The sequence below is a fragment of the Tistrella arctica genome, from assembly GCF_039630945.1.
GTDB lineage: Bacteria > Pseudomonadota > Alphaproteobacteria > Tistrellales > Tistrellaceae > Tistrella > Tistrella bauzanensis.
Map to the genome: position 1 here is coordinate 609,650 of NZ_JBBKTV010000001.1, position 14,751 is coordinate 624,400.

The 14,751-nt window shown below is 67.4% G+C and carries 18 protein-coding genes; 15 read left to right on the top strand and 3 right to left on the bottom strand.

Annotated features, from left to right (window positions below; translation table 11 throughout):
• Positions 1-21 precede the first annotated feature (21 nt).
• Positions 22-1,437: a patatin-like phospholipase family protein gene (locus tag WG924_RS02790; RefSeq protein ID WP_345931501.1), complete on the top strand. Its 1,416-nt coding sequence runs from the start codon at positions 22-24 to the stop codon at positions 1,435-1,437.
• Between the two features lie 20 nt (positions 1,438-1,457).
• Here the strand turns inward: WG924_RS02790 and WG924_RS02795 are convergent, their stop codons facing one another.
• The gene (locus WG924_RS02795) at positions 1,458-1,805 is read right to left on the bottom strand and encodes a winged helix-turn-helix transcriptional regulator (RefSeq protein WP_345931502.1); all 348 of its coding nucleotides are present in this window, start codon (positions 1,803-1,805) and stop codon (positions 1,458-1,460) included.
• Between the two features lie 133 nt (positions 1,806-1,938).
• On the opposite strand from WG924_RS02795, the gene gstA reads away from it, so the two are divergent.
• Entirely contained in the window at positions 1,939-2,565 is a 627-nt protein-coding gene (gene gstA / locus WG924_RS02800) for a glutathione transferase GstA (RefSeq protein ID WP_345931503.1), read from the top strand.
• Positions 2,562-2,951 carry a nuclear transport factor 2 family protein gene (locus tag WG924_RS02805; RefSeq protein WP_345931504.1) on the top strand — a complete coding sequence of 130 codons (390 nt, stop codon included), beginning with the start codon at positions 2,562-2,564 and terminating at the stop codon, positions 2,949-2,951. Before gstA ends, WG924_RS02805 begins: the two co-directional genes overlap by 4 nt.
• A gap of 265 nt (positions 2,952-3,216) precedes the next feature.
• Here WG924_RS02805 and WG924_RS02810 read toward each other — a convergent pair whose 3' ends face one another.
• Positions 3,217-3,690, bottom strand: coding sequence for a Ros/MucR family transcriptional regulator (locus tag WG924_RS02810; RefSeq protein ID WP_188575594.1), 474 nt, complete (start codon positions 3,688-3,690; stop codon positions 3,217-3,219).
• Positions 3,691-4,228: 538 nt separating this feature from the next.
• Between WG924_RS02810 and rpiB the strand changes: the two genes are divergently transcribed.
• The 11 genes from rpiB to WG924_RS02865 all read left to right on the top strand — a co-directional run bounded on the left by rpiB (position 4,229) and on the right by WG924_RS02865 (position 13,114).
• A complete protein-coding gene (gene rpiB, locus WG924_RS02815) occupies positions 4,229-4,672 on the top strand; it encodes a ribose 5-phosphate isomerase B (RefSeq protein WP_345931505.1) in 444 nt (147 codons plus the stop codon).
• A gap of 135 nt (positions 4,673-4,807) precedes the next feature.
• Entirely contained in the window at positions 4,808-6,106 is a 1,299-nt protein-coding gene (gene glyA, locus WG924_RS02820) for a serine hydroxymethyltransferase (RefSeq protein ID WP_345931506.1), read from the top strand.
• Positions 6,107-6,159: 53 nt separating this feature from the next.
• Positions 6,160-6,654 carry a transcriptional regulator NrdR gene (nrdR, locus tag WG924_RS02825; protein WP_345931507.1) on the top strand — a complete coding sequence of 165 codons (495 nt, stop codon included), beginning with the start codon at positions 6,160-6,162 and terminating at the stop codon, positions 6,652-6,654.
• Positions 6,655-6,742: 88 nt separating this feature from the next.
• Positions 6,743-7,861, top strand: a complete 1,119-nt coding sequence (gene ribD, locus WG924_RS02830; RefSeq protein ID WP_345931743.1) for a bifunctional diaminohydroxyphosphoribosylaminopyrimidine deaminase/5-amino-6-(5-phosphoribosylamino)uracil reductase RibD — start codon at positions 6,743-6,745, stop codon at positions 7,859-7,861.
• A 33-nt stretch (positions 7,862-7,894) separates the two neighbouring features.
• Complete coding sequence (locus WG924_RS02835; RefSeq protein ID WP_345931508.1) at positions 7,895-8,527, top strand: riboflavin synthase; 633 nt, start codon at positions 7,895-7,897, stop codon at positions 8,525-8,527.
• A 71-nt stretch (positions 8,528-8,598) separates the two neighbouring features.
• Positions 8,599-9,747 carry a 3,4-dihydroxy-2-butanone-4-phosphate synthase gene (gene ribB / locus WG924_RS02840; RefSeq protein WP_345931509.1) on the top strand — a complete coding sequence of 383 codons (1,149 nt, stop codon included), beginning with the start codon at positions 8,599-8,601 and terminating at the stop codon, positions 9,745-9,747.
• A gap of 7 nt (positions 9,748-9,754) precedes the next feature.
• Entirely contained in the window at positions 9,755-10,204 is a 450-nt protein-coding gene (locus WG924_RS02845) for a 6,7-dimethyl-8-ribityllumazine synthase (RefSeq protein ID WP_345931510.1), read from the top strand.
• 142 nt (positions 10,205-10,346) lie between these two features.
• On the top strand, positions 10,347-10,811 hold the full coding sequence (gene nusB, locus WG924_RS02850; RefSeq protein ID WP_188575660.1) for a transcription antitermination factor NusB: 465 nt from the start codon (positions 10,347-10,349) through the stop codon (positions 10,809-10,811).
• The gene (gene thiL / locus WG924_RS02855; RefSeq protein ID WP_345931511.1) at positions 10,808-11,905 is read left to right on the top strand and encodes a thiamine-phosphate kinase; all 1,098 of its coding nucleotides are present in this window, start codon (positions 10,808-10,810) and stop codon (positions 11,903-11,905) included. The genes nusB and thiL overlap by 4 nt, the downstream gene beginning before the upstream one ends.
• A 136-nt stretch (positions 11,906-12,041) precedes the next feature.
• Positions 12,042-12,611 (top strand): DUF4865 family protein, encoded by a 570-nt coding sequence (locus WG924_RS02860; RefSeq protein ID WP_345931512.1) that lies wholly within the window; start codon positions 12,042-12,044, stop codon positions 12,609-12,611.
• A gap of 38 nt (positions 12,612-12,649) precedes the next feature.
• Positions 12,650-13,114, top strand: coding sequence for a flagellar basal body-associated FliL family protein (locus WG924_RS02865; protein ID WP_345931513.1), 465 nt, complete (start codon positions 12,650-12,652; stop codon positions 13,112-13,114).
• Positions 13,115-13,341: 227 nt separating this feature from the next.
• Here WG924_RS02865 and WG924_RS02870 read toward each other — a convergent pair whose 3' ends face one another.
• The gene (locus WG924_RS02870; protein ID WP_345931514.1) at positions 13,342-13,866 is read right to left on the bottom strand and encodes an outer membrane protein assembly factor BamE; all 525 of its coding nucleotides are present in this window, start codon (positions 13,864-13,866) and stop codon (positions 13,342-13,344) included.
• 243 nt (positions 13,867-14,109) lie between these two features.
• Here WG924_RS02870 and WG924_RS02875 point away from each other — a divergent pair, with 243 nt between their 5' ends.
• A complete protein-coding gene (locus WG924_RS02875) occupies positions 14,110-14,715 on the top strand; it encodes a ubiquinol-cytochrome C chaperone family protein (protein WP_345931515.1) in 606 nt (201 codons plus the stop codon).
• The last annotated feature ends 36 nt before the right edge of the window (positions 14,716-14,751 follow it).

Consider the following 14,751-nt stretch of genomic DNA (forward strand, 5'->3'; position numbering starts at 1 on the left):
GCCATCGGAGACGAGCATCGCATGACCAGACCCGTCGCGCCAACCCGAACCAGCAACAATCCTCAAACTTCTGCCGCAGCGCACAACCCGCCGGTGCGCCCCGGACCGGCACCGGCAGCCATGGCGGCAGCCGATCCGACACCCAACAAACCACCCCCCGTGGCGGACCCGTTGCCGGCGGCCGATCCGGTGCCGCCACGCCGCCGCCGCCGGCGGCGCGCCGATGCCGCCGCCCGTCGCGGCGATCCGGCGCCGCAGGCGCTTCGCCCGCCGGTGATCGGTGTGGCGCTGGGTTCAGGGTCGGCGCGCGGCTGGGCCCATATCGGCGTTCTGGACGGCCTGCTGCGCGAGGGCGTGACCCCGACGGTCGTGGCGGGCGCCAGCGCCGGGGCGATTGTCGGTGCGTTCTATGCGGCCGGCCGGCTGGATGAATTCGAGATCTGGGTACGGGCGCTGACCCGGCTGAAAGTGGTGCGGCTGGGCGATTTCCGCATGGGGGGCGGCGGCCTGGTCGCTGGCGACAGGCTGGCATCGGTGCTGCGTGAGGCCTTTGGCGACACCCGGATCGAAAATCTGCCGATGCCGTTCGGTGCCATCGCGACCGATCTGGCAAGTGGTCAGGAGGTCTGGCTGACCGAAGGCGATCTGGTCGACGCGCTCAGGGCATCGATGAGCATTCCCGGCATCTTCGCGCCGGTGCGCATGGGTGGGCGGTTGCTGGTCGATGGCGGGCTGGTCAATCCGGTGCCGGTCTCGCTCTGTCGTCATCTTGGCGCTGAAGCGGTGATCGCCGTCACCCTGCATGGCGATCTGGCCGGCTATCGTCGCCGCTTGCGGATCGATGCCGCCCGGCAGGCCGCTGCGGGGCCGTCAAGCGCCCGGCCGATCGATGGCGCCGATGCGATCGCGCGGGCGGCAGATGAAGATCGACCGTCGGGCCACGCGCACGGCCCATCGCTGCAGGCCCATCCATCGGCCCATGCCCACGGGCTTGCGCGCGGGGCACCGGCCGGTGTGGCGAGCGCGGTGCCCGATCGTCGCGGCGCCCGCCGGCTGCTGGGGTTCGGTGGCCGGTTGATCGGCTTCGGCCCGCGTGGCGCGGCCGAGATGGAACGCCGGGCGGTGGCGCAGGCCGGCCGGGCCACGCATCCCGGCATCGGTGACGTGATGATGAGCGCGATCGCGATCATGCAGGACCGGATCAGCCGCAGCCGTATGGCCGGCGACCCGCCAGATCTGGTTCTGGCGCCCCGTGTGGGTCATATCCGGTGGATGGAGTTCGATCACGGCGCGCAGGCGATCGGTGAAGGGGCGGCCTGTGTCCTGCGCAGCCGTGCGGCGCTTCAGGATCTCTGCCATCTTCACGATCCGGTGCCCGGCACGCGGCCGGGCGGTCTTGCCGATGGTGGTGACCCTGATATCGGGAATGGATCCTGAGGATCATCCCCACCACAGACCTACCGCCGTTCGGCCTTCAACTTATGTCCCACCGCGACGATCGCGTCGAGCGCCGGGACGAGGTCGTGCCCGAGCGCTGTGAGGGCATAGGCGACCGATGGCGGCGTCGTCGGTTGGACGGCACGCGACAGCACGCCCCGGCCTTCGAGTTCCTTCAATCGCTGCGAAAGCACCTTGGCTGAAATCGGTGGGATGTCGGACCGCAGCTCGCTGAAGCGCCGTGGTCCGGCACGTAGGTGCCAGATCACATTCGGTGCCCATGCACCGGCGATGATCGACATGCATTCGGTCAGCGCGCAGGTCTCGGGCGGCGGCGCGCTTCGGTTCTTCCGGACTTTCAAACTCATATCGGACAGCAGTCTCAGATCGGGGAGGCGTTACCGCGGGGAAACCTGAAAATGAAGTAACCAGGAGAAACTAAATTGTCAATGGTAACGCCAGTTCGTAGTCTTGGCGTGCCCACCGACACATGAGGTTTCCATGTTGCTCTACTTCAAACCCGGCGCCTGCTCGCTCGCGTCCCGCATCACCCTGACCGAGATCGGCCGGGATTTCGACGCGATCAAGGTTGACACCGAGACCGCCACAACGGCAATCGGGGCCGATTATCTGACGGTGAACCCGAAAGGCTATGTGCCAGCTCTGGAGATTGAACCGGGGGTGATCCTCACGGAGAACGCGGCCATCCTGCAGTATCTCGCAGACATCGCTCCGGACGCGGCGATTGCGCCCGCCGCGGGAACGATCGAGCGGGTCCGGTTGCAGGAGTGGCTCAACTTCATCGCGTCCGAACTGCACAAGAGCTTCAGCCCCTGGTTCAGCGGTCGCACGCTTGAAGACGACGAGATGTCCCGTGCGGAGGCGACGCTTTTCCGCCGCATCGGCGATGTCGAGCGCGCGCTGTCGGACGGACGGCCCTTTATCCTCGGCCAGACCTTCACGGTCGCCGACGCCTATCTGTTCGTCGTCCTCAACTGGAGCAACTTTATCGGCGTCGATCTGGCGCGCTGGCCGATGGTCGCCGCTTATGTCGGCCGCATCGGCTCACGTCCGGCGGTGCGCAGTGCGCTGATGGCCGAGGGCCTTATTCAACCGGAGGCAGCATGACGAACGACACGTTCGACCATCTCAGTCAGGTCATTCAGGATTATTTCGACGCGCTCTACGACTGCGACGTCGGGAAGCTTCAGCGTGTCTTTCACCCCCGGGCGATCTATGCCACGGCGGACGAGACACCGTTCCTGTATCGGACCATGGATGAGTATTTTCCGGTTGTCGCGGCGCGGCAATCTCCGGCATCTCGCGGCGAACGGCGTCGTGATCACATCGACGGGATCGACCTTGCCGGAGACAATACCGCCGTCGCGCGTGTGCGCTGCTCCATCGGCTCACGTGATTTCGTGGATTTCCTGACATTCGTCCGGGTGGACGGAACGTGGCGGATCATCGCCAAGGTTTTCCAGATCACCGAGACCAGACAACAGGAGGCGTGACGCACATGCCTTCTGTCCACGACATCAGGCAACATCAGGATCACGCGCGATGGCGTGACACCGGTCGGGGACGATAACAGATCGCCCGAACAGCCGTCATAGAGTGCGAGGGACCGTGTATTGCCCGCGAGGCGCCAGGGCGTTTGTCCACGGCGCCAAACCAGCCACCGCACAAGCTGCAAACGGGGGGCGCCGCCGTCATGCGGAGCCCCCCGTTGCTTCGATGTCGTGACGACGGCCTGTATGTCCGGTCGCAGGGCCGGGGTCAGGCCTGGGCGGCGCGGCGGCCGCCGCGGGCGCGGGGCGCGTTGGTGGCGCGGCCAAGGCCGATCTTCTTGGCAAAGTCCGACCGCTGCTGGGCGTAATTCGGCGCCACCATCGGATAGTCCGGTGCCAGGCCCCATTTCGCGCGATATTCTTCCGGCGTCATCCCGTAATTGGCGCGGAGATGACGCTTCAGCATCTTCAGCTTCTTGCCGTCTTCCAGGCACACGATGTAATCGGGCGTGATGGACTTGCGCACCGGCACGGCCGGCTTCTGCGCCTCTTCGCGTACCGCTTCCTGTGGCGACGTGCCGCCATTGCGCTGATCGCTCAGCGCCGAATACACCGTCTGGATCACTTCGGGCAGTTGCTGGGCGGGCAGGGTATTGTGGCTGACATAGGCCGCCACGATCTGCGCTGCCATGCTCAGCAGTTTGTCATGGGCGATGATACTGGTCTCGGAACTATCCGACATGGAACGCTCGCTTTCCGATGGCTGTCCGCCGTTGAAGTCACCGTGCAAAAAACCGCTGAAGGGCCAGATGCGGCCGCTATGGACGCCCTGATATCGGAAGCCCGTCTATCGGTAGCATCATCGGATCTTGATCCGCCTCTGCAAATGCCCCTCGCGGCAAATATCACCTGCCGCATGATGACTTGGCCGAACAGATATCACAACAGAAATATCGTCGATAGCGTGCCCTTTTGCAGTAATGGACACACTTCTTCCGGGTGTTCTTGGTGCTCAGCCTTTCTCGAACGACGAATTGGGGTGGCGTGGCGTCCCGTTGCACGTCGTGGCGGCCGGGTGCGCGGTTCCATGATCCGGCCATGACCGGGCGCCTCATGCACCTGCCCATGCACCCGATGGCTGGTTACCATGTGTGCGGCGCAGTTGGCGATACGGGCGGGGTGTGTTAAGGGAAGAGGCATCGCGGCCGGGCACACGCGCGACGGTCGTATCCGGGCCGGAGAGGTTCCGGCCGGCGTTCAGGATCAAGGAAGGGATCGGCATGTCCATTGACAGCACCCGCGTCGTGGCGATCGCCTCGGATCATGGCGGCGTCGATCTCAAATCCACGCTGAAGAAAGAGCTTGCCGCCCGTGGCCTGGAGGTTCTCGATCTCGGCACGGATGGCACGGCATCGGTCGACTATCCCGATTTCGCCAATGCGCTGGCCGCGGCCATGGCCGAAGGCCGCGCGGCCCGCGGCGTGCTGATCTGCGGATCGGGCATCGGCATCTCGATCGCGGCCAACCGTCACCCCCATATCCGTGCGGCCCTGGTGCATGACGCCTTGACCGCGCGCCTGTCGCGGCAGCACAACGATGCCAATGTTCTGGTGATGGGCGAACGGGTGATCGGCCCTGAAACCGCGCGGGATGCCCTGGATGTCTTCCTGACCACCGCCTTCGAAGGCGGCCGTCATCAGCGGCGGGTCGACAAGCTCGGCTGACCGCTCAACCGACCGCGGTGCGGTGGCTGATGCCGAATGGCAGGCTGCCGCACCGTTTCTGCTTAGGCGGACACCCGGCCCGGCTGGCACCGGCGCCGGGTGTCCGCGCCTCACCTCCGGACAGGTGCGCGACCGATGACCGACCAGACCCCCAGCTATAATGCCCAGGCGTTCTTCCGCGCCTCGCTCGCCGATGACGCCGAGCTGATGCGCTCGATCGACGGCGAGCTGACCCGTCAGCGCGACCAGATCGAGCTGATCGCCTCCGAGAATATCGCCAGCCCCGCCGTGATGGCCGCTCAGGGCACGGTGCTGACCAACAAATATGCCGAGGGCTATCCGGGCAAGCGCTATTACGGCGGCTGCGAATTCGTCGACATCGCCGAGGTGCTGGCGATCGAGCGCGCCTGCAGGCTGTTCGACTGCACCTATGCCAATGTTCAGCCGCATTCCGGGGCCCAGGCCAATCAGGCGGTGTTCCAGGCGCTGCTGAAGCCGGGCGACACCATCCTTGGCATGTCGCTGGCGGCCGGCGGCCATCTCACTCATGGCGCCGCCCCCAACCAGTCGGGCAAATGGTTCCATGCGGTCCAGTATGGCGTGCGTCTTCAGGATGGCCGCATCGACATGGACGAGGTCGAGCAACTGGCCCGGGAACACGAGCCGAAGCTGATCATCGCCGGCGGTTCGGCCTATAGCCGCATCTTCGATTTTGAACGCTTCCGTGCCATCGCCGACGCGGTCGGTGCCTATCTGATGGTCGACATGGCCCATTTCGCCGGGCTGGTCGCGGCCGGTGTCCATCCGTCGCCGCTGCCGCATGCCCATGTCGTCACGACCACCACCCACAAGACCCTGCGCGGTCCGCGCGGTGGCATGGTGCTGTCGAATGACGAGGCGCTGGGTAAGAAGATCAATTCGGCGGTGTTCCCCGGCCTTCAGGGCGGCCCGCTGATGCATGTCATCGCGGCCAAGGCGGTGGCGTTCGGCGAGGCGCTGCGGCCCGACTTCAAAGACTATGCCCGCCAGGTGGTGGTCAATGCCCAGGCGCTGGCCGAAACACTGGTCGCGGGGGGCCTCGACATCGTCACCGGCGGCACCGACAATCATCTGATGCTGGTCGACCTCAGGCCGAAGGGTCTGAAGGGCAATGCCACCGAGGATGCGCTGGAGCGGACGGGCATCACCTGCAACAAGAACGCGATCCCCTTCGACCCCGAAAAGCCGATGGTGACCTCGGGCGTGCGTCTCGGCACGCCGGCCGGCACCACCCGCGGTTTCGGCGAAGAGGAATTCCGCGAGGTCGGGCGGCTGATCGTGCAGGTGCTCGACGCGCTTGCCGCCAACCCAGAGGGCGACGCGGCCGTCGAGGCGGCGGTGCGGGCCGAGGTCAAGGCGCTCTGCGACCGCTTCCCGATCTATCCGGCGCTCTGATCAGATCGGCGCCCTGATCGGGCGCCGATCGTCCTGACATATCCGGAGGTGCGATGCGCTGCCCGTTCTGTGGCAACGAAGAGACCCAGGTGAAGGACAGCCGCCCGGCTGAAGACGGTGCCGCCATCCGGCGGCGCCGTCATTGTGCCGCCTGTGGCGCCCGCTTCACCACCTTCGAGCGCGTCCAGCTTCGTGATCTGGTGGTCGTGAAGAAGGATGGCGTCCGCGAACCGTTCGAGCGCGAGAAGCTGGCGCGATCGATCCGGATCGCGGTGCGCAAGCGCCCGGTCGAGGCCGAGCAGGTGGAACGGATGGTCAGCGCCATCCACCGCCGCCTGGAAGGCATGGGCGAGACCGAGATCGAGAGCCGGATCATCGGCGAGTTGGTGATGGAGGCTCTGATCGGCGTCGACAAGATCGCCTATGTCCGCTTTGCGTCGGTCTATCGCGACTTCCGCGAGGTGGGCGACTTCCAGGCCCTGATCGGCAGCCTGGCGGGCGGCATGCCGACGCCGACGGCCGATGGCGGCGGGAATGACGATGTCTGATGCGGTATATGCCGGCCTGCAGGCGCCTGAAACGGACGGGCCGGCGGTGTCGGCGCCGGTGATCTGGTCCGACGCCGACCGGCACCACATGACCCATGCGCTGGCGCTGGCCGGGCGCGGCCTCGGACGGGTCTGGCCGAACCCCGCCGTCGGCTGCGTGCTGGTATCGCCCGATGGCCGGGTTGTCGGGCGCGGCTGGACCCAGCCCGGCGGGCGCCCTCATGGCGAGGCCGTGGCGCTGGCGGCGGCAGGCGGTGCGGCGCGCGGCGCCACCGCCTATGTCAGCCTTGAGCCCTGCGCCCATTGGGGCAAGACCCCGCCCTGCGCCGATGCCCTGGTGGCGGCGGGTGTGGCGCGGGTCGTGATCGCCACCGGCGATCCCGATCCGCGGGTCAGCGGCCGTGGCATGGAAACGCTGACCCGTGCCGGGGTCATCGTCGATCTGGGGCTGATGGCGGCCGAGGCCGGCGCGCTGAATGCCGGGTTCTTCTCGCGCATTCTGACCGGGCGGCCGCTGGTCGCCTGGAAAGTCGCGACCACGCTGGATGGCCGTATCGCTACCCGCAATGGCGAAAGCCAGTGGATCACGGGGCCTGAGTCTCGCGCCATGGGCCACATGCTGCGCGCCTCCCATGATGCGATCATGGTCGGTGTCGGCACGGCGCTGGCCGACAATCCGCGCCTGACCGTGCGGGTGCCGGGGCTTGAGGACCGCTCGCCGGTTCGGGTGGTGATCGACAGCCGCCTGAAGCTGCCATTGACCCATGCGCTGGTGCGTGAAGCCGCCCGCGGCCGCGACACCGGCATGGCGCCGGTCTGGCTGGTGACCCGCGACGATGCCGATGTCAACCGCCGGGCCGCTCTGGTTCAGGCGGGGGTCGAGGTGTTGGGCGTGCCCGACGGCGCCGATGGCCGCCCCGACCCGCTGCGGGTGCTGGAGGTTCTGGGCCAGCGCGGCATCACCCGGGTGCTGCTCGAAGGCGGCGGCGAGCTTGCGGCGTCTCTGCTCCGCGATCGGCTGGTCGACCGGGTCCACTGGTTCAGGGCGCCGGTGGTGGCCGGCGGCGACGGGTTGGCGGCGGCGCGCGCCTATGGTGTGGACCATCTGGTCGACATGGCGGCGTTCGAGCGGCTGGACGTCCTGTCCCTTGGACCCGACATATACGAAACCTATGCGGCGACCGGCACCGTCGCCCCCCGGATCTGACAGCGTCCCTCCCTTCAGAAAGCGCGTTCAGCCATGTTCACCGGCATCATCACCGATATCGGCGAGATCGTCAGCGTCACGGCCCCCAGGGCCGGGGCCGCCGAAGACCGCCGGCTGCGGATCGCCACGGCCTATGATCCCGACGGCATCGATATCGGCGCCTCGATCGCCTGTTCCGGTTGCTGCCTGACGGTGATCGAGCGCGGGCGCGACGGCGGCGGGCGGGCCTGGTTCGATGCCGAAGCCTCGGGCGAGACGCTGTCGAAGACCACGCTTGGCGGCTGGACCCAGGGTCGGCACATCAATCTGGAGCGGGCGGCGAAGGTCGGCGACGAACTTGGCGGCCATGTCGTGCTGGGCCATGTCGACGGCGTGGCGCGTCTGGTGTCGGTGACCCCTGAGGGGGGATCCTGGCGGCTGGCCTTCGAGGTGCCGGCAGAGCTCGCGGGTTTCATCGCCCCCAAGGGCTCGGTCACCCTCGACGGCATATCGCTGACGGTGAACGAGGTCGACGGCACGCGGTTCGGTGTGAACATCATTCCGCACACCTGGACCAACACAACCTTGTCCGAGCGGACGCCCGGCGATGCGATTAACCTTGAGATCGACGTGCTTGCGCGCTATGTGGCGCGATTGAACGAATGGCAGGCCGGCATCCGCGGCTGATCATCCGGCATCCCCAGCCGATCACATGTTGCGGACCTGAAGAACACGGCGCAACGGGAGAGGACGACGACATGACGGTGATCAAGGACCAGGCGGCCGACGATACGCGCGCCTATATCTCCGACATCGAGGATGTGATCGAGGATGCCCGTGCCGGCCGCATGGTGGTGCTGGTCGATGACGAGGATCGCGAGAACGAGGGTGACCTGGTCATTCCGGCCGAGATGGTGACGCCCGAGGTGATCAACTTCATGGCCAAGCACGGCCGCGGGCTGATCTGTCTGACCCTGACCAGCGAGCGGGTCGAGGAGCTGGGCCTGCCGCTGATGACCCAGCGCAACGCCTCGCGCCATCACACCAATTTCACACTGTCGATCGAGGCGCGCGAGGGTGTGACCACCGGCATTTCGGCCGCCGACCGTGCCCATACCGTCAAGGTGGCGATCGACCCCGAGGCGGGGGCCCGCGATGTGGTGACCCCGGGCCATATCTTTCCGCTGCGCGCCCGTGATGGCGGGGTGCTGGTCCGCGCCGGCCATACCGAGGCGGCGGTCGACATCGCGCGGCTGGCCGGCCTGAACCCGTCGGGGGTGATCTGCGAGATCATGAACGATGACGGGTCGATGGCGCGGATGCCCGATCTGGTGCCCTTCGCTCAGTTGCACGGCCTGAAGATCGGCACCATCGCCGATCTGATCGCCTATCGCCGCCGCACCGAAAAGCTGGTGGAGCGTCTGACCGACGGCCTGTTCCGCAGCCATTTCGGCGGCGATTGGCGGATGATCGTCTATGCGAGCAAGATCGACGGCGCCGAGCATATGGCGCTGGTGAAGGGCGATCTGGCCGCCGCCGGCGAGCAGCCGGTTCTTGTGCGCATGCATGTGGTCAATGCCTTCGACGATCTGCTGGGCGATCGCAGCAGCGGCCGGGCCGGCGCCGTGCGGGCCGCCATGGAGCAGATCGACCGCGCCGGGCGCGGCGTGCTGGTCCTGCTGCGTGAGCCGCGCCCCACGGGCCTGTCCGAGATGGCGCGGCTGCGGCTGGAAAGCCCGCAGGCGGCATCGTCGCTGCGCGATTACGGCACCGGCGCGCAGATCCTGCTGGATCTGGGCGTGCGCAACATGATCCTGATTTCGAATTCGCGGCAGACGGTGGTGGGGCTGGACGGTTACGGCCTGCACATCGTCGGCCATGCCCCGCTTACCATCGAGAAGGTCTGACGCCCCCATGGCCACGGCACCTGCATCCGATCTGCGCGTCCTGATCGTCGAGGCGCGTTTCTACGAAGACATTGCCGATGCGCTGGTCGAAGGCGCCGTGGCGGCGCTTGAGGCCGCTGGCGCCCAGGTGGAACGTCTGGCGGTGCCGGGGGCGTTCGAGATTCCGGCCGCGGTCCGCCTCGCCATGGACAGCGGCCGCTTCGACGGCTTCGTGGCGCTTGGCTGTGTGATCCGCGGCGAGACCAGCCATTATGATTATGTCTGCGGCGAAAGCGCCCGCGGGCTCAACCAGCTTGCGATCGAGCGCAAGGCCTGCATCGGCTATGGCATCCTGACGGTCGAGAATCGCGAGCAGGCCTGGGCCCGCGCGCGCGTCGACCGTGCCAACAAGGGTGGCGACGTGGCCAATGCCTGCCTGCGCATGATCGAGATCAAGCGTCAGTTCCAGCAGGGCTGAAGGATTTCCGACCATTATGACCGACAAACAGCGTGACGCCGCCAAAGGGGCTTCGGCACCCGACACCCGGGCGCCGGCTGCCGCACGCGGCCCCAAGCCCACGCCGAGGCCCGGTCGCGGCGACGGCACGCGTGAAGCCGGGATGGCGCGGCGGACCGCTGCCCGTCTCGCCGCCGTCCAGGCGCTCTATCAGATCGACTTCAGTGCCCTGAAGCCCGAGGTGGTGGTCACCGAGTTCCTGAACCACCGGATCGGCAAGGTCATCGACGATGGCCTGGAGCTTGATGCCGACCGCGACCATTTCCGCGACATCGTAATGGGCTTCGCGGCGGCGGCGGCCGAGATCGACCCGATGCTTGAGGCGTCGCTGGCCGAAGGCTGGCGGCTGGAGCGGGTGGAGCAGACCCTGCGCGCCATCCTGCGCGCGGGCGCCTATGAGCTGACCGCGCGCACCGATGTGCCCACAGCCGTGATCATCAATGAATACGTCAACGTGGCGCATGCGTTCTTCGCCGGTGGCGAGCCCGGTTTCGTGAACGGCGTTCTCGACCGCCTGGCGGGGCTGCTGCGCAAGGATCATCGCGGCGGACGGCCGACGGCGCGGTGAGCGGCGGCGGCGAGGGCGGCGGCGAGGCGCCGGATGATGGGGCACCAGTGGCGCGCGCGCCCGACGAGGGCGAGCCCCGGCTCGGCGAGTTCGGGGCCATCGAACGCTGGTTGCGGCCGCTGGCCCGCACGCTGCCCGGCGCGCTCGATCTGACCGACGACGCCGGCTGGCTGGCGCTGCCGCCGGGCCGGATTCTGGTGGCGGCCAAGGATGCGATGGTCGAGGGCCGGCATTATTTCCCGGGCGAGCCGCCGGAGCAGGTCGCCCGCAAACTGCTGCGCGTGAACCTGTCGGATCTGGCGGCGATGGCGGCGACACCTGTCGCCTATCTGCTGGCGCTGGCCATTCCCGGTCCGGATGCGGGCAAGTGGATGCGGCGTTTCGCCGCGGGGCTGGCGCAGGATCAGGCGCGCTATGGCGTGGCGCTGCTGGGTGGCGACACGGTTGGCACCGACGGCCCTGCGGTGATGAGCCTGACCCTGCTGGGGCACGCGCCGGCGGCGGAGCGTCTGCTCACCCGCGGCGGTGCCCGCCCGGGCGACGATGTCTGGGTGTCGGGCACCATCGGCGACGCGGCGCTGGCGGTCGAGGCCGGCTATGGCCGTATCGACCTGGCAGCGATGGGTCTGGATGCCGCTGCCTGTGCCGCTGTCGAGGCCCGGCGCCTGCTGCCCGAACCACGGCTGGCCCTGGGATCGGCATTGGCCGGCATCGCCACCGCCTGTGCCGATGTGTCCGATGGCCTCCCGGCCGATCTTGGCCATATCGCCGAAACATCCGGCGTCGACATCCGCATGCGTGTCGATCTGGTCCCGCTTTCGCCGGCAGCACGCCGGGTTGTGTCGGCCGGGTCTGTGTCGGCTGGGGCCGGGCTTGCCCCGGTGGTGTGGACCGGCGGCGACGATTATGAACTGGTCTTCACCGCGCCGCCCGCCGCCCGCCGCGCCGTGATGATGCAGGGCGCCCGCGTCGGTGTCGCCGTCACCCGGATCGGGCAGGTGACCGGGCAGGCCACGGGGCGGGGACGGGTGGTGCTGACCGACGCCGGTGGGCCGATTGTTGCGGGCGGGCAGCCCGGACATGTGCACTTCTAACAGCTTCCTGCATGGGCGGCATGCGTGAATGACCGTTCTCGCGACGGCAACGATGGCGTAACGTCCGCGGATACACCATGTGGCGGTCCCGCCATATGGATTCTGCCGATCGATCGCGGGGGGACGAACGCAGACGATGCTGGCGCTTCAATACACCGTGCGTCTGAAGGCGGATCTGGACGCGGAGACCATCCGCAACCGGGTTGCCGAGCGCGGACAGCTTTATGATGCTCATCCCGGATTGGTGATGAAGTCGTTCCTCCTGAACGAGGAGGATCAGGTCTACGCGCCATTCTATATCTGGCGCTCGGAAGAGGACTGGAAGCAGTTCGTCTTCGGGGATCTGTTCGCCGATCTGGCCGCGGCCTTCGGACGGCCGCGGGTGCGGACCTGGTTCGTGCTCGGCTTCGGGCATGGCACCTGCGCCGACAGTCCGCGCTTCGCGGTGCGCGAGGTGGACGTCATCCCGCCCGAGATGTCGCTGGATGCGGTGCATGAGCGTGAGGCCGCCCTTCAGGCCGACATGCTGGGCAAGCCGGGCCTCTATGCCCATTCCATTGCGCTCGACGCCGATCGCTGGGAGCTTGTGCGCTACAGCCTGTGGTGTAACGAGGCGGCATCGCGCGCTGCCGCGGTGGGGGCGCAATCCGATTGCGTCAACACCTATGAAGTGCTGCACTTCTCCGAGCCAGGCGGCCGCGGCTGATCCGGCTGCCCTGATCACCACCACCGGACCACCTGCCGATGCGCCCCTTGCTGATCGCGATCGTGACCATTCTGCTCGCCGTCGCCGGCGGGGGCGGCTGGTTGCTGTATCAGGCCGATCCGCTGGGCGTGCTCCACGGCATCAGATCGTCGCAGCCGCCTGCTGCGGCGCTGCCTGTGTTCATCAAGCCGGAACCGGTCAGCGTGCCCATCTTCCGCAATGGCGTGGTGTATCGCTATCTGGTGATCAACATCATGCTGGAGTTGGAGCCGGGGGTCCGCAGCGACGACATCGTCCCCGCGGTCGCGCGGATGAGCCCGGTCTTTGTCAACGCGGCCCATATCGTGGCGTCCGATGCGGCCCGCTTCGGACGTGAGCCGACCCTCGACGAGATCAAGCGCGGCCTGGCCGATGCCGCCAATGCGTGGTTCGGCCGCAAAGTCGTGCGCGATGTTCTGGTGCAGGGCACCAATGATGTCGCCGCACAGCGCCACGCGGGATGAAGCGCCGATCGGAGTGATAGCGCGGCGGAGTGACAGCGGGGCGGAGTGATAGCCGGTCGGGCCGCCTGCGCGGCGATCACAATCTCCCGAATGATGAAACGGCCGGAAGAAGATGATGATCTCCCGGCCGTTTCATCATGCCGTCTTCTCCATCCCGCCGTCTTCTTCATCCCGGCGGGCCGATGCCTGCGGTGGTGTTGAAGAGCGGATGCGGGGGGCGCGTCGGATCAGCGCCGGCCGCCCATGCCGCTGGGATTGCCGGGCCGGTTGGCGCTGCCTTCCGAGTTGAACCGGCCGATATTGCCGACGAACTGTTCAAGAACCGTCAGCTCGTTGCCCGAGGTCGGGGTGACCCGGTCGACATAGCTGATGGTGCGCCCGTCATCGAGGCCGAAGCGGACGATGTCCGCCAGCCGGCCATCATCGCCGAACCGCAGGCCAAGCACGTCCTGTTCGGTCACATCGGCCGAATAGAACGCAATCGTGCTGGTGCGGCGCTGGATATAATACCAGGTATCGGTTTCGAAGGTGCCGGTGGTCGACGGCGCCCCCAGAATGGCCCGCACATCCTCGCGGGTCTGTTCACCCGGCCGGAGCTGGGCGATTTCATCGGTGGCCGGCATGAAGCCGTGGGTGCGCACCACGGGCTGGCAGGCGGCGAGGGCGATCGACGCCATCACCACCGCGGCCATGGACGCGGAGCGGAGAACGGGGCGGGCGATGGAGCGGCGCCGGGGCGCAGACCGGATCATCTTGGCGATGTCACCGTTGACGCTGTGGTGCGTCGCCGCCATAACCACCCCGACGATGTGTCGATGCGGATGAGGGATCCGGGCGCATCGGCCCGGCCGGATCCGAAACAAGGTGTCGGCTGCGACGGCCCGTCTGCTTACGGGCGGCCCAAGATTGCATTCCGCGGCGCGGGGTGTCAATCGGCCGACCGGGGTGCGGATCATCTGTCGGTGGCGAGCGAGCAACAGGAGGAGACGGCCCCCATGTTTCTAGACAGGCTGTTCGGCCGGACGGGCCCGCGTGCGGCTGCCGAGGCCCAGTACGATACCGCGGTGGCCCAGGCCCGCTCGGTGGTGTTCTATCGCGATCTGGGCGTCCCCGACACCGTCGACGGCCGTTTTGACATGATCGTGCTGCATGTCTTCATGATCCTGCATCGGATGAAGCGCGAGGGCGAGGGCGGACGGCGCACCGGTCAGGCGCTGTTCGACCGCATGTTCGCCGATATGGACCGCTCATTGCGCGAAATGGGTGTGGGTGACCTCAGCGTCGGCAAGCAGGTCAAGCGCATGGGAGAGGCCTTTTATGGCCGCGTGAAAGTCTATGACGCGGCCGTGGCGGCGGTGGCGGGCGATGGTGGCGCCGCATTGAACGAGGCGATCGCCCGCAACGTCTTCGGTATCGAGGCCGCCGGCGCGGCCCGGCCGCCGGAGGCGACGCTTCAGGCCATCGCGGCCTATGTCATGGCCAGTATCGGCGTGCTCGACGCCATGGCGACCCAGGACATCCTTGATGGCCGCGTCGCCTTCGCCGCTGTCCCGGCGACCCGGGCTGATGCCGAGGATGCGTCCGACGCTGGTGAGGGCTGATCCCGGCACATGCCCGGTGGCCCTGCCAAGGCTGGC